The sequence below is a fragment of the Bradyrhizobium sp. HKCCYLS2038 genome (assembly GCF_051167655.1).
GTDB lineage: Bacteria > Pseudomonadota > Alphaproteobacteria > Rhizobiales > Xanthobacteraceae > Bradyrhizobium.
In genome coordinates this window covers 1,654,128-1,667,503 of the sequence record NZ_JBNPTM010000001.1, presented here as the reverse complement: position 1 = coordinate 1,667,503, position 13,376 = coordinate 1,654,128, and the positions used below count along the sequence as shown (strand labels likewise).

Below are 13,376 nucleotides of genomic sequence, written 5' to 3'. Positions count from 1 at the left end.
ATCGTCAGCTCTGCACCACCCAATCCGGCAGGCGCTCGAACCACGGCTGAGCCTGCTCGAGCTGGCGCGCCAACTGCAGCAGCCGCGCCTCGTCGCCGAGCCGGCCCACGAATTGGACGCCGAGCGGCAGGCCGTCGGCGGTCCAGTGCAGCGGCACGCTCATCGCCGGCGTTCCCGTGAGATTGGCCGCTTGCGTGAACGGAACGTATTGCAGGCTGTCGCGGGCGATCTTGTTGATCATGCCGTCGAGCGCGCCCCAGCGCGTCAGCAGTCCGAGCAGGCCGATGCGATCGAGCATGTCGAGCAGGGTCTGCTCGGCGGTGGACGGATCACCCTGGCCATGCCGGATCGGGGGATGCGCGAGCGTCGGCGTCAGCAGCAGGTCGTAGCGCGCATGGAAGCGCGCCAGCGCCCGCGCGAACACGTTCCACTTCAACAGCTGCGTCGTCAGCGCGCCGGCCGAGATCGCGCCGCCGAGCGTCGCCAGCACCCGCGTCAACAGCTCGAAATCCTCGCCCTTGGCGCCCTTGCTGCGGGCGTCGGCGACGAACGCTGCGACCTGGCCGAAATAGACGTGCAGGAACGACGTCGCCAGTGCCGCGCCGTCGATGTCGGGCGTGGCCTCCTCGACCTCGTGGCCGAGCCCCTGCAGCAGCTTCACGGCATGTTCGACCGCGAGCTTCGCTTCCTGATGCACCTCCGTTCCGATCGGTGAAACGGTGCTGAAACCGATGCGCAGGCGCGGCGGGTCGCGCGTCACGGCATTTGCGAACACCGTGCCCGGCTCGGCAACGAGGAAAGGATCGCCAGGCTCGGCGCCGGCGATGACGTCGAGCGCCAGCGCGGTGTCGCGAACGCTGCGCGAGATCACACCCTCGCTCGACGCGCCGTACCAGTACTCGCCGAAGCCCGGCCCGGACGAGATCAAGCCGCGCGACGGCTTCAGGCCGAACAGGCCGCAGCAGGCGGCCGGAATCCGGATCGAACCGCCGCCATCATTGCCGGCGGCCATCGGCACGACGCCCGATGCGACGGCCGCGGCAGCGCCGCCGCTGGAGCCGCCCGGCGTGTGCGCGCTATTCCAGGGATTGCTGACCCGGCCGAAGGCGCGCGAATCCGAGACGCCCTTCAGCGCCAGCTCCGGCAGGTTGGTCTTGCCGAAGATCACGAGGCCGGCGGCGAGATAGCGCCGCACGACATGGGCATGATCGCCGGCGACGACGCGCGACAGCGCCTTGCTGCCATAGGCGGTCGGCAGGCCGGCATAATCCTGCGCGCAATCCTTGATCAGGAACGGCACGCCGGTGAACGGACCAGCCGCCGGCTTTGCCAGCTGCGCGCGCGCCTCGCGCTCCATCAGCGCACAGATGGCGTTGGTTCGCGGCTGGGCGCGTGCGTTCTGCGCCAGAGCGAGTTGCAGCAGCTCGGCCGCGCTGGTCTCGCCACCTTTCACCGCCTCGGCCAGCGCCGTCGCGTCGCGCTGCAGATAGTCCTGAACGTTCACATTGCTCTCCCGAACTGCAACGGACGGCCATCATCGTAGCTGATTCTGGCTGCAACAGCGGCGCACTTGCAGCGATCGCGGCAACAATGCGGCCTAATCAGGACAGACACGGCGGTGTGGCGACGTTGGTCAGCCGATTTCGTGGCCGAACCGTGCCTGATGATCGGGATTTTTGTTAATTTGATTCAGATCATTCGTGCCGTCCCTTGCATCGACCTACCCTTACGCACCGTTAGTTGCGTAGAGTGGTCAAGAGAGCGATGGGACGTCTCGCAAGCCTGCTGAGCAGAGCGCATGGACCCTACGAGGATGCTTCAGCCATCCCCGTGACCACCGCCGACTACTTCATCGTGCTGTCGCGTGCGATGGAGAACCTGCCGGAAGCGACGCCCGAACGCCGGGCGGAAGTCTACCAGTCGGCGCGCCAGGCGCTGGTCGCCCAGCTTCAAGCCATGGACCCGCCGGTCTCGCGATCGCGGATCAAGGCCGAGCAGCGCGCGCTCGACGACGCCGTCGAGACGATCGAGACCCGCGCGCTGACGGCGCCGGACGATGATCCCGACCAGGCGACGCTCGCCCCGAACGAACCTCCGCATTCCATTTCCGACCCATCCGCAATTTCTCATGCGTCCGTTTCGACAGCCCACACTGACGACCAGGATCCCACCATGGCTCAAACTCAGTTTCATTCCAGGTTTACCCCGCGCGCCATCGAGGAGAAGCCGATGTCACGACTCGATGAAATCAACCGGGTGCTGCGCAAGCTGCAGAGCGATTCGTTCGGCGTCGAGGCCTGCGCTTTGATCTCGGAGGACGGGCTGATGATCGCCAGCGTGCTCGCCGCCGACATGGAGGAGACGCGGGTCGCCGGCATGACCGCGACCTTGCTCTCGCTCGGCGGCCGCGCCGCGATGGAGCTCGGCCGCAGCCATCTCCAGGAGGTGATCATCCGCGGCGAGTCCGGCTATGCGGTGCTGGTCAGCGCCGGCCGCGGCGCGCTGCTGCTCGCGCTGACCAACGAGAACAGCAAGCTGGGCTTGACCTTCTTCGACATGCGCGAGGCCGTTCGGTCGCTGCAGAAGGTGCTGTAGCGCAGTCGTATTACACGTGAGCCGGCGCGCGTTGCGCCGGCGGGAGTAGCGTACATGGCCAATACCGTCCTCTATGACGACGGCATCCACAAGAACATCCTGCTGGAGGATTTCAGCGCCGGCGACCTCGCGGTGCAGGCGAACCAGCACCTGATCATTCACGATCGCGTCGGCATGCTGCTCGATCCCGGCGGCCACAAGGTCTATTCGCGGGTGCTCGGCGAGACCTTCAGCGAGCTGTCGGGCGGCCGGCTGAAATATCTGTTCCTGTCGCATCAGGATCCCGACATCGTGGCAGCCATCAACGGCTGGCTGATGACGACCGACGCCGATGCCTACATCTCCGCGCTGTGGACCCGCTTCGTGCCGCATTTCGGCTTCGACCACATCGTCGCCGATAGGCTGAAGCCGATCCCCGACGAAGGCATGGTGTTCGATCTCGCCGGCTGCAAGCTCTACGCGCTGCCGGCGCATTTCCTGCACAGCGAGGGCAATTTCCAGCTCTACGATCCCCACTCCAAGATCCTCTACAGCGGCGATCTCGGCGCCTCGATCGGCGTCGACTACACGGTCACGCGCGACTTCAAGGCGCATATCCGTTTCATGGAGGGCTTTCACCGCCGCTACATGGTGTCGAACCGCGTCATGAAGGCGTGGGCTGAGATGGTGCGGCCGCTCGACATCGAGATCATCGCGCCACAACATGGCGCGCTGTTTCCGGACGCGGCGATGTCGCGCCAGTTCATCGAATGGTGTGCCGGCCTCGAATGCGGCATCGACCTGATCACGCCGAAGTTCAAGGTGCCGGCGGGCTGACATGCTGGCGCCCTCCCCCCATGCCGCGTTCCCTGCGCCAGCGGCGCGCGCCGATGCGTATGTCGTGGCCGGCGAGGATGCGCCGGTCTGGCTCGTTGCCGCCTTTGCCGTCGCGGGCACGCTGGTCGCCATCATGTCGGCCTCGTTGTGGCAACAAGCCCCGGCGGCGCCGCAAGTGGTGGCCGCGATCCCGGCACCACAGCCGATCGTCGTCGAACCGGTACGGAGACCGCCCGAGCCCCCGGCGCCTCTCCCCGCTCTGATCGTCGCGCCTCCGATGCCGTTGCCTTCCGCCACTCCGGCCGAGCCACCCGCTGCTCCCGCAGCGCCGGCGGCCCGCGCCGAGCCGCCGAGCGCCGCGAAGGCGAGCACCGAATGTTTCGCGCCACTGGCGATCGCGTTCGAGCGCGGCAGCACACGACCGAATCCGGCCGACATGAAGCGTTCGCGGGCGATCCTGCAGAAGGCGCTGTCACGGCACGCCGACGCGACCCTCGTGATCGAGGGACATGCCGATGCCAGCGGCAGCGAGGATCTCAACGTGCTCCTGAGCTATTCGCGCGCCAAGGCGGTTGCGGAGCTGTTCAAGAAGGACGGCATCCCGGCCCAGCAGATCGCGGTGCGCGCCGCCGGCGCCGGCGCGGCGCATGGCGATGCCGAGGCTGTGGCGGCGGACCGCAAGGCGGTGCTGCGCATCGCCGGCGTCGACGACTGCGATCACCTCACCGAGGCAAAGCGACCATGACGATCTATGCCATCGTGAGCGGCCTGGGCGCCGCCATCCTGCTGCTGACCGCGGGCTATCTGTTCGGCGTCCGGCGGGGCGTGCTGGCGCGCGACCAGTTGCGTCGGCAGGTGCAATTGCAGGCGGCGAGCCTCGATCAGTTGCAGGAGCAGAGCAGCCACGACGCGACCGAGCGCGAGACCCGCCTGCGCAGCGCGATCGAGGACGTGCTGGCGCCCCTCGTCGAGCGCGAGCGCATCTCGCTCGACCTGGCGCAACTCGCGAGCCGCCCGGGGCGACGACGCGAACTGGTGCCGCTGCTCGACAGGATCGCCGAGGTCGGCCGCTTCGAAACCGTGCTGCTGACGAACGAGGAAGGCCTGCCGCTCGCGGCCAATACGACCGGGCGTCACACCGAACGGCTGGCCGCGGCCGCGACGCGGCTGTCACTGGTCGCCGAAAAGGTCAGTGCCGAGCACGATGTTGCGCCGCTGTCCGTGATGCTGCGCGACGCCTCGGAGGCGACGACGCTGTGCCGGATCTTCCGCGTGCAGGACCAGACGCTGACCTTGACCGCGCTCTCCAGCGATCCGCGCCTCGCCTCGGTGGCGCTCGATCCCGCCCTCGCCAAGGTTCAGGTGGCGCTGACCGCGGCGGCCTGATCGAGCGGAAACGCAAAGGGCGCAGCACCTCTTTCGAAGCACTGCGCCCTTCGCCGACCTCACGCGGCAAACGATTCACGGACCCTGCCGAAGTCACACTTTCAGCGAATATCGTACAACATCTGGGCGGCGCCTCCGTATACCCCGGATCCGACCGCCATAATCTGGGCGACGAAATGCGATCGCCGCCGCAATGCGCAGCCGCCGCAATCGTATTGAGTCCAACAGGATTAGGCGATCGGGGAGTGGCCAGTGCGCCGCCCCTGGCGCATTCGAAATCCAGCGAAGGTGTGGCGAGTCTGTGCCAGATCCCCTGCCCAGCGCAAAATTCGTGCGACTTGAAAATCCACCAACCCCGGTTGAGCGACCTGCTTTCGACAAGAATTTCCTCAATCATTCCACAGGTTGGGATCTGTCTTCTGACGAGAGCGCGTTGTGTTACTTCGCAAGGGCCCGATCGGGCTCGCACTTTGCTGGCTGATCGTCGCGTGTCCGGCTCCGGCGATCCGGGCGCTGGAGATCTCGCCGTCGGCACAGGCGACGCCGCCGTTGGCGGCGATCGCGCCTCCTCCGACGCCCGTGCCGCTCGAGAATGCGCTGTCGAAAGCGGCCCATGACCTGTTGTCCAAGTTCAAGGACGACGCTGCGCAGGGCCAACTCGAACTGGTGATCGACCCGTTGATCGACGGCGTCACCCGGGTGCAATCGGCAGCAACGTTACTCGAGCAGCAACGCATCACCGCGCTCATCGCGGCGAACTATCCCCGGATCCGCACCCTGCCGTTCACGGTGGCCTCGCTGCAACGAAAGCCGCTGGTCCTGATCGGCACCCTCACCCCGATCAACAACGACGGCTTGCCCACGGGCCCCCGCGACGCCTACCGGATCTGCCTTGCGATCGCCGATTTGAACCGCAACACGGTCGTCTCAAAAGGCGTCGCGCGCGCGCTGCCCGACGACGTCGATCCGACACCGGCCCCCTTCTTCAAGGATAGCCCGGTCTACACCAAGGACCCGGCCACCGAGGCCTATGTGAAAAGCTGCCAGGGCGCCAAGCCGGGCGACGCCGTCGACCAGACCTATACCAATCACATCCTTGCCTCGGCTCAGGTCAACGAGGGAATTGAGGCCTACAACGCCGGCCGCTACAAGGCCGCGCTCGAACTCTATCAGATCGCGCTGCGGATGGAGGGAGGCGAGCAGCTGCGCATCTACAGCGGAATCTACCTGTCGGCCCTTAAACTCGGCCGCACGCAACTCGCAATGCAGGCATTCGACCGGCTGCTCGATTTCGGGCTGAAGAACAGCGATCGGCTCGCGATCAAGTTCCTATTCAAGCCGGGCACGACGTTGTTCTACGCCGATCCAGAGGCGCGCGCGCCCTATCAGGCCTGGATCGGCAAGATCGCCCAACGAACCGCCGCCAACCATGTCTGCCTCGAAGTAGTGGGTCATACCAGCGCGACGGGATATTCCGGCATCAATGACCGACTGTCCATCCTGCGCGCCGCTTATATTAGGGATCAGGTGCAGGCCCAGGACAGGAGCCTGGAGGGTCGACTGATCGCCAGCGGCCGCGGGTCCCGCGAAATGATCGTCGGAACCGGCCGCGACGATCCGAGCGACGCACTCGACCGTCGCGTCGAACTCAGGATCATCAACTGTTTGAGCTGATCCGGATCGATTCCGCCGGCGCAAACGGACCGCCCGCAAGTCGATCCGCGCGCGCCGAGGTACCCGTCGCGCCAGTCGAACTCAGTCGCAGACGCGCAAAGGGCGCAGCACCTCTTTCGAGGCACTGCGCCCTTCGCCGACCTCATTGTCAGGGGATGAGGCCGACTACACGCGGGTGCGGCCGCGGGCGAGGCCCACGACGGCCGACACCAGAAACAGCACGATGGCGATGAAGAAGATGATCTTGGCGATCTCGATGGAGGCACCGGCGACGCCGCCGAAGCCGAGGATGCCGGCGATCAATGCGATAACCAGGAAGGTAACGACCCAGCCTAACATGACACGACCTCTGTCTCTCGATTGCGGTTCAAATCGACGCGGAGCAAGCGCCGTTTCCTCAACAATCGTGGCTGGGAACAATGGTTCCGCCGGATTCAGCCGGTAAAAATTCACGGTTCGCCGGAACATTCGTTCGTTGGCGCGCGGGATGATGTCCCCAGGCTGACCGGATTTAGGGCTGTAAAACGCTTCGGACGGCCCCATATCACCGTCAATCCCTGCTATGAGGGCTCCTTCCTGCAGACCTCTTGATACCGCCCTATGATGCGGCCAGAGGACGAGACTGATTCGCTGATGACCGAGCCCAACCGCGTGAGCCCGTTTCCTGCGCCTGACCACCAACCCGTCGCCGGCGGCATCGCCGCGCGCGCCCGCGCCGCCGCAACCGGCGGTGCGCGCTATCTCGCCGGCCTCAATCCGGAGCAGCGCGACGCGGTGGAGACGCTCGACGGCCCCGTGCTGGTGCTGGCCGGCGCGGGCACCGGCAAGACCCGCGTGCTGACGACGCGCATCGCGCACATCCTGAGCATGGGCCGCGCACGCCCCGGCGAGATCCTGTCGGTGACCTTCACCAACAAGGCCGCGCGCGAGATGAAGACGCGGCTTGCCGAGATGCTCGGCCAGGCCGTCGAAGGCATGCCGTGGCTCGGCACCTTCCACGCGATCGCCGGGCGCATCCTGCGCAGCCATGCCGAGCTGGTGCAGCTCAAGTCCAACTTCACCGTGCTCGATGTCGACGACCAGATCCGCCTGCTCAAGCAGCTCTTGCAGGCCGAGAACATCGACGACAAGCGCTGGCCGGCGCGCATGCTGGCCGGCCTGATCGACGGCTGGAAGAACCGCGGCCTGGCACCGTCGCAGGTGCCCTCGGGCGAAGCCGCCGTGTTCGGCAACGGCAAGGGTGGCAAGCTCTATGCGAGCTATCAGGAGCGGCTGAAGATCCTCAACGCCGCCGATTTCGGCGACCTGCTGCTCGAGAACATCCGGCTGTTTCGCGAGAACCCGGACGTGCTGCGGCAGTATCAGAGCCGCTTCAAGTTCATCCTGGTCGACGAGTATCAGGACACCAACGTCGCGCAATATCTGTGGCTGCGGCTGCTGTCGCAGGCGCCGTCGTCTGGCTCGTCATTGCCGGGCTCGACCCGGCAATCCATCGTTGCTTCGGAAGAAGATGGATCACCGGGTCTCGACGCTGCGCGTCGGCCCGGTGATGACGACAGAGGTGTTGCCGCGCCTGGGTCTGCGCCCGCGCCCAAGAACATCTGCTGCGTCGGCGACGACGATCAGTCGATCTATGGCTGGCGCGGCGCCGAGGTCGACAACATCCTGCGCTTCGAGCACGACTTCCCCGGCGCCAAAGTCATTCGCCTGGAGCGCAACTACCGCTCGACCGGGCACATCCTCGCTGCCGCCTCGCATCTGATCACGCACAACGAAGGCCGGCTCGGCAAGACGCTGCACACCGAGGATGTCGAGGGCGAGAAGGTCACGGTGACCGGTGCGTGGGATTCGGAAGAGGAAGCCCGCGGCATCGGCGAGGAGATCGAGGAGCTGCAGCGCAAGGGCGAGCATCTGAACGACGTCGCCATCCTGGTGCGCGCGTCCTACCAGATGCGCGAATTCGAGGACCGCTTCGTCACGCTCGGCCTTCCCTATCGCGTCATCGGCGGTCCGCGCTTCTACGAGCGCGCCGAGATCCGCGATGCGCTGGCGTACTTGCGCGTCATCAACTCGCCGGCTGACGACCTCGCCTTCGAGCGCATCGTCAACGTGCCGAAGCGCGGGCTCGGCGATGCCACGGTGCAGATGCTGCACGACCACGCGCGGAAGCGCCGCATCCCGCTGTTCGAGGCGGCGCGCGCAATGGTCGAGACCGACGAACTGAAGCCGAAGGCGCGCGGCTCGCTGCGCGGACTGATCCTGCAGTTCGAGCGCTGGCGGGCCCAGCGCGAGGTGACGCCGCACACCGAACTCGCCGAGATCGTGCTCGACGAGAGCGGCTATACCGAGATGTGGCAGAAGGACCGCTCGGCCGACGCGGCCGGACGTCTCGACAATTTGAAAGAGCTCGTCCGCTCGATGGAGGAGTTCGAGAATCTGCACGGCTTTCTCGAGCACATCTCGCTGGTGATGGACCGCGAGGGCGCAGCCGACGAGGAAGCGGTGTCGCTGATGACCCTGCACTCCGCCAAGGGCCTCGAGTTCGACAACGTGTTCCTGCCGGGCTGGGAGGAAGGCCTGTTTCCGAGCCAGCGCACCCTCGACGAGCAGGGCCGCGCCGGCCTCGAAGAAGAGCGCCGCCTCGCCCATGTCGGCCTGACGCGCGCACGCCGTCGCGCCAAGATCTATTTCGCGACCAACCGCCGCATCCACGGCACCTGGACCACGACGATCCCGTCACGCTTCCTCGACGAATTGCCGACCGCGAGCGTCGAGATCACGGAATCCAAGGGCGGCTCCGGCTGGGGCGGCGCCGGCGGCTACGGCCCGTCGCGCTTCGACAATGTCGAGTCGTTCGGGTCGAGCTATTCCACGCCCGGCTGGCAGCGCGCACAGGCGCGCCGTCCCGGCACGCGCGGCCCGTCGGATGGCGGCTTCCAGGAAGAACCATCGCCGTTCTCCGGGCGCGATCCGTTCGGCGGTAATTTTGGCCGTAACAAGCGCGGGCCTCTGACCATCGAAGGCGAACTGGTGGCGAAATCCACCGGCACCACGTCGGAGTTTGGGCGTGGCGACCGCGTGTTTCACCAGAAGTTCGGCTACGGCCACGTGATCAAGGTCGATGGCAACAAGCTGACCATCGCTTTCGACAAGGCCGGCGAGAAGCACGTCGTCGACAGCTTCGTGCAGCGGGCGTGACCTGTCGGCCACGGTGCGCTCATCGTGATGTGGCGGGCGCCGATTGCGGCAATCGAACTTCACGCTTCGCCTTGGTTAGGCCTTGACCGTGGCAGTGCGCATCGTATGAGATGCAACCATGGTCCGGACATACATGCTGTTGAGTGTAGCGCTCGCGCTGTCGGCACCGTCGCTCGCGACGGCGCAGACGATGAGCTTTGGCGATTCCGCGGGGCTGATCGCATCGAGTTGCGGCGCCGACATCACCGCCAATTGTCGCGGCGTCAATCTCGATTCCAACCGTCTCAAGGAATGTCTGTCGCGCAATCAGGACGTCGTCTCCCCTCAGTGCAAGGCGACTTACTTCAAGGCATTCGAGGCCATCCAGAAGCGTATCTCGGCGCGCGTCGCCGTGGCCAATGCCTGCCAGCGTGAGATCGTCAAGCTGTGCGGCGGCTCGACCAAGGAGACCAGCAAGTCGATTCCGTGCCTGATGACGGCGAACGGCGTCAGCCCGCGCTGCCAGCAGTCCCTTGGCGAGGCGGGGTATCGCTGATGCGACGTCGGACGATGTCATTGCTGTCTGCGATGTTGGCCGCTTCGGCTGTCGTCGCGTGCTTGCCGGCGCGAGCGCAGGAAGTGTCGCGCGAGGACATCGTGCGGCAGCTCAACCGTTTCGAGACCGCACCGGCGCTCGATCTGGCGGCGCTGAAACAGCAGACACAGGAGCGCTCGAAGATCCGCAGCCGCAACGAGCCGCCGCCGCAAAAGCGGACGCCGATCGCGCCGGAGCTGACGACGCTGCCGACGTTCAACGTCGACATCCAGTTCGACGTGGACACGCCGATCGTCCGTCCCGAATCTTATCAGACCGTCGGACGGATTGCCGACGCAATGGTCTATTCCGATCTGCTTCCCTACACGTTCCTGATCGTCGGCCACATCGAGGCCAACGGCAAGCGCGAGTCCAACGTCATTCTCAGCCAGCGCCGCGCCGACGCGATCCGCGACATCCTCGCAAACACCTTCAAGATCTCGGTCAAGCGCCTGCAGTCGATCGGGCTCGGCGAGGAGCAACTGCTCGATCCTTCCAAGCCGACGGCTGCCGTCAATCAGCAGATCCAGATCATTACGGTAGCCAAGGCTGCCGAGGAGGCCGCAGCCCCGCCTCCGCCCCCTGCCCCCGCAGCTCCCGGCAAGCAGGCGCCGCGCAAGCATCGCAATTGATGCAATTGAGACCTGCGCGCAGGCCATGAACCTGAGGCGCTTTTGGCGCGACTGCTGTGTCAGGATGCGGCGGCGGCACCGTGCTTTTGCCGCTCATGGAACCCGTTTGCAGACTGCGTGCGGTCCGGCGGCGCGCCATCGGGGTGGTATTCCGATTGCCGATTTGTCGCTACAGCTGCTTGTGGTATAGCCCGGTCTTTACGGCCGTCGATTGAGCGGTGGTCGATGTCATTGACGAGCGAGCCAACCATGAACGCCATGTTCCGACGCCAGATGATCGACTATGTCGAATATCATCGCGATCCGCGCAACGGCATGATGCATGTGCTCGGAATCATCCTGCTGTTCCTCGGCGCGGTGCTGCCGTTGAGCTTGTGGCATTTCGACGCGCTCGGCATCCGGATCAGTCTGGGCGCCGTTCTGGCGTTGCCTGTGCTGATCTATTGGCTGCTGCTCGATGCCGCGCTCGGTGCCGGCATCCTGGCGTTCGCCATCTTGTTCCTTTCTGTGGCCATGATGATTGCCGATTACGTTCATGGCCCGGCCCTGTGGGCCTTGTTTGCCGCGCTCATCATCCTGGGACTCGTGTCGCAGGCCGTGGGACACAAGCTGTTCGAGCGCAACAATCCGTCTCTGCTGGATCATCCGGCACACCTATTTCTTGGACCGATGTTCGTGATGGCGAAACTGTACATGGCGTTGGGATTCCGGCCTTCGGTAGCCGACCTCGTGGCGCCGAACTGGTCGTCGGATCGGCTCGCATCGGACCACCTTCAAGGCGATCAGCACTCACGCTCCTAATGAAAGTCCTCGTCACCGGCGGCAGCGGCTTCATCGGCCATCACCTCGTCTCTGCGCTCGTCGCGCGGGGTCTAGAGGTGCGCGTGCTCGACATCCGCAGCCCGACCCACATGATGGCCGAGGTGGAGTACCTCGAAGGCTCGGTGCTCGATGCCGCCCTGGTCAGGCAGGCGGTCTCGGGTGTCGATCAGGTCTACCACCTCGCCGGACTGCCCGGCATGTGGATGCCGGACCGCGAGGATTTCTACCGCGTCAACTGCGTCGGGACGGAAACGGTGCTGGCCGCCGCGCGCGCCGGCAAGGTGCGCCGCTTCCTGCACTGTTCGACGGAATCGATCCTGTTCGACTACCCTGGCTCGACGGGTGCGGCCGCAGCCGTTGTCGCCCCGCCGGCGGACGCCATGCCGGGCGCCTACACCCGCTCCAAGGCGCTTGCCGAGGCCCGCGCCATGGCGGCTGCCGCTGACGGCTTCCCGGTCATCGTGGGCACGCCGACGATGCCGATCGGCCCGCATGACAGCAATCTCACGCCGCCCTCGCAGATGCTGCGCCATTTCCTGGACAGCCGGGTGCAGTTGTACCTCGATTTCATCGTCAACCTGGTCGACGTCCGCGACGTTGCGGCCGGCCTGATCCTCGCCATGGAGCGCGGCAAGATCGGCGACCGCTACGTGTTCGGCGGCGAAAGCCTGCACCTCAGCCGCATCCTCGAACTGATGGCTGCCATCAGCGGCCGCAAGCATGTGGCCATCTCGGTGCCCGGCCGGCTGGCCGAACTCTCCGCCGGCATGCTGGAGTTCATCTCCGATCACCTCACCAAGCAGACGCCGTCGGGCACGGCCGAAGGCGTGCGGATCGCCCGTTCGGCCTCGGACCTGTCGATCGACAAGGCCAGGCGCGAGCTCGGCTACGCGCCGCGCCCGATCGAGCCGACCTTGCGCGAAACCATCGCGTTCCTGCTCGATTCCGAGCCGGGCAAGCGGCCCGACGAGAAACAACACCCTTTTCGCACCGCGGCCGAATAGCTAAGACCAGCCGGTCTCGCGTCTCATAAGGGTTCCCAGACATGTCCGGCGATGCCAGCCCCATCTCGTCAGTCGCATTCAGCGGATGGACCACCACCTGGCCAACGTCCCTGCTAGCGATCATCTGGCTGATCTGGCTGGCCAGCTGGGTCGGAGCCTCGTTGTGGTCCGAACGGACGCGCAAGCACGTCTCCGTCGTGAAGACCAGCCGCTACCATGCGCTGATCGTGCTCGGCGGCATCCTGTTCACGCCGTGGACCTCGCGTCTCCTGGGTGAGAAGCCGTTCTGGAACCCCGGCGAGACCGGCGTCTACCTGTTGACGGTCGTGACCCTGCTCGGCATCGCCTTCACCTGGTGGGCGCGGATCCATCTCGGCCGCTTCTGGTCGAACGCGATCACCCACAAGGAAGGCCACAAGGTCATCGATACCGGCCCCTACGGACTGGTTCGCCACCCGATCTACACCGGCCTGATCCTGGGCATGATCGCCACCGGGATTGCGGTGGGGACGGTGACTGCCGTGCTCGGCGCCATCCTGATCTCGCTCGGCATGGCCTGGAAGGCCAAGATGGAAGAGGTGTTCCTGGGCCAGGAGCTCGGCCCGGATTACGTCACCTATCGCCAGCGCGTGCCGATGATCATCCCGTTCCTGCCGCCGGGCTGAAGCTGAAGTT

At 65.7% G+C, this 13,376-nt stretch carries 14 protein-coding genes; 11 read left to right on the top strand and 3 right to left on the bottom strand.

The genetic code is table 11. From position 1 onward, the window contains the following. Positions 1-4: 4 nt before the first annotated feature. Positions 5-1,504: an amidase gene (locus ACQR1I_RS07200; protein ID WP_434868972.1), complete on the bottom strand. Its 1,500-nt coding sequence runs from the start codon at positions 1,502-1,504 to the stop codon at positions 5-7. Between the two features lie 260 nt (positions 1,505-1,764). Here ACQR1I_RS07200 and ACQR1I_RS07195 point away from each other — a divergent pair, with 260 nt between their 5' ends. The 5 genes from ACQR1I_RS07195 to ACQR1I_RS07175 all read left to right on the top strand — a co-directional run bounded on the left by ACQR1I_RS07195 (position 1,765) and on the right by ACQR1I_RS07175 (position 6,471). Next, a complete protein-coding gene (locus tag ACQR1I_RS07195; RefSeq protein ID WP_434868973.1) occupies positions 1,765-2,595 on the top strand; it encodes a roadblock/LC7 domain-containing protein in 831 nt (276 codons plus the stop codon). A gap of 54 nt (positions 2,596-2,649) precedes the next feature. Next, positions 2,650-3,411, top strand: a complete 762-nt coding sequence (locus ACQR1I_RS07190; protein ID WP_434868974.1) for an MBL fold metallo-hydrolase — start codon at positions 2,650-2,652, stop codon at positions 3,409-3,411. Position 3,412: 1 nt separating this feature from the next. Continuing rightward, positions 3,413-4,156, top strand: coding sequence for an OmpA family protein (locus ACQR1I_RS07185; protein WP_434868975.1), 744 nt, complete (start codon positions 3,413-3,415; stop codon positions 4,154-4,156). Next, positions 4,153-4,797 (top strand): hypothetical protein, encoded by a 645-nt coding sequence (locus ACQR1I_RS07180; protein WP_434868976.1) that lies wholly within the window; start codon positions 4,153-4,155, stop codon positions 4,795-4,797. Before ACQR1I_RS07185 ends, ACQR1I_RS07180 begins: the two co-directional genes overlap by 4 nt. Before the next feature lie 549 nt (positions 4,798-5,346). After that, positions 5,347-6,471, top strand: coding sequence for an OmpA family protein (locus ACQR1I_RS07175; RefSeq protein ID WP_434868977.1), 1,125 nt, complete (start codon positions 5,347-5,349; stop codon positions 6,469-6,471). A gap of 165 nt (positions 6,472-6,636) precedes the next feature. Here the strand turns inward: ACQR1I_RS07175 and ACQR1I_RS07170 are convergent, their stop codons facing one another. After that, positions 6,637-6,810 carry a DUF1328 domain-containing protein gene (locus ACQR1I_RS07170; RefSeq protein WP_008964634.1) on the bottom strand — a complete coding sequence of 58 codons (174 nt, stop codon included), beginning with the start codon at positions 6,808-6,810 and terminating at the stop codon, positions 6,637-6,639. 294 nt (positions 6,811-7,104) lie between these two features. Between ACQR1I_RS07170 and ACQR1I_RS07165 the strand changes: the two genes are divergently transcribed. The 3 genes from ACQR1I_RS07165 to ACQR1I_RS07155 all read left to right on the top strand — a co-directional run bounded on the left by ACQR1I_RS07165 (position 7,105) and on the right by ACQR1I_RS07155 (position 10,875). Further along, the gene (locus ACQR1I_RS07165; RefSeq protein WP_434868978.1) at positions 7,105-9,669 is read left to right on the top strand and encodes an ATP-dependent helicase; all 2,565 of its coding nucleotides are present in this window, start codon (positions 7,105-7,107) and stop codon (positions 9,667-9,669) included. A 118-nt stretch (positions 9,670-9,787) separates the two neighbouring features. Further along, entirely contained in the window at positions 9,788-10,204 is a 417-nt protein-coding gene (locus tag ACQR1I_RS07160) for a hypothetical protein (protein ID WP_434868979.1), read from the top strand. After that, a complete protein-coding gene (locus ACQR1I_RS07155) occupies positions 10,204-10,875 on the top strand; it encodes an OmpA family protein (RefSeq protein WP_434868980.1) in 672 nt (223 codons plus the stop codon). Before ACQR1I_RS07160 ends, ACQR1I_RS07155 begins: the two co-directional genes overlap by 1 nt. A gap of 59 nt (positions 10,876-10,934) precedes the next feature. On the opposite strand, the gene ACQR1I_RS07150 is transcribed toward ACQR1I_RS07155, so the two are convergent. Beyond that, positions 10,935-11,135: a hypothetical protein gene (locus tag ACQR1I_RS07150; RefSeq protein WP_434888714.1), complete on the bottom strand. Its 201-nt coding sequence runs from the start codon at positions 11,133-11,135 to the stop codon at positions 10,935-10,937. Between ACQR1I_RS07150 and ACQR1I_RS07145 the strand changes: the two genes are divergently transcribed. Genes ACQR1I_RS07145 through ACQR1I_RS07135 form a run of 3 tightly spaced genes read left to right on the top strand, consistent with a single transcriptional unit; the run spans position 11,125 to position 13,366 of the window. Next, positions 11,125-11,676 carry a DUF962 domain-containing protein gene (locus ACQR1I_RS07145; protein ID WP_434868981.1) on the top strand — a complete coding sequence of 184 codons (552 nt, stop codon included), beginning with the start codon at positions 11,125-11,127 and terminating at the stop codon, positions 11,674-11,676. The two genes, ACQR1I_RS07150 and ACQR1I_RS07145, sit on opposite strands and share 11 nt — an antisense overlap. Next, positions 11,676-12,701: an NAD-dependent epimerase/dehydratase family protein gene (locus tag ACQR1I_RS07140; protein WP_434868982.1), complete on the top strand. Its 1,026-nt coding sequence runs from the start codon at positions 11,676-11,678 to the stop codon at positions 12,699-12,701. The genes ACQR1I_RS07145 and ACQR1I_RS07140 overlap by 1 nt, the downstream gene beginning before the upstream one ends. A 41-nt stretch (positions 12,702-12,742) precedes the next feature. Beyond that, positions 12,743-13,366 (top strand): methyltransferase family protein, encoded by a 624-nt coding sequence (locus tag ACQR1I_RS07135; protein ID WP_434868983.1) that lies wholly within the window; start codon positions 12,743-12,745, stop codon positions 13,364-13,366. Positions 13,367-13,376 lie beyond the last annotated feature (10 nt).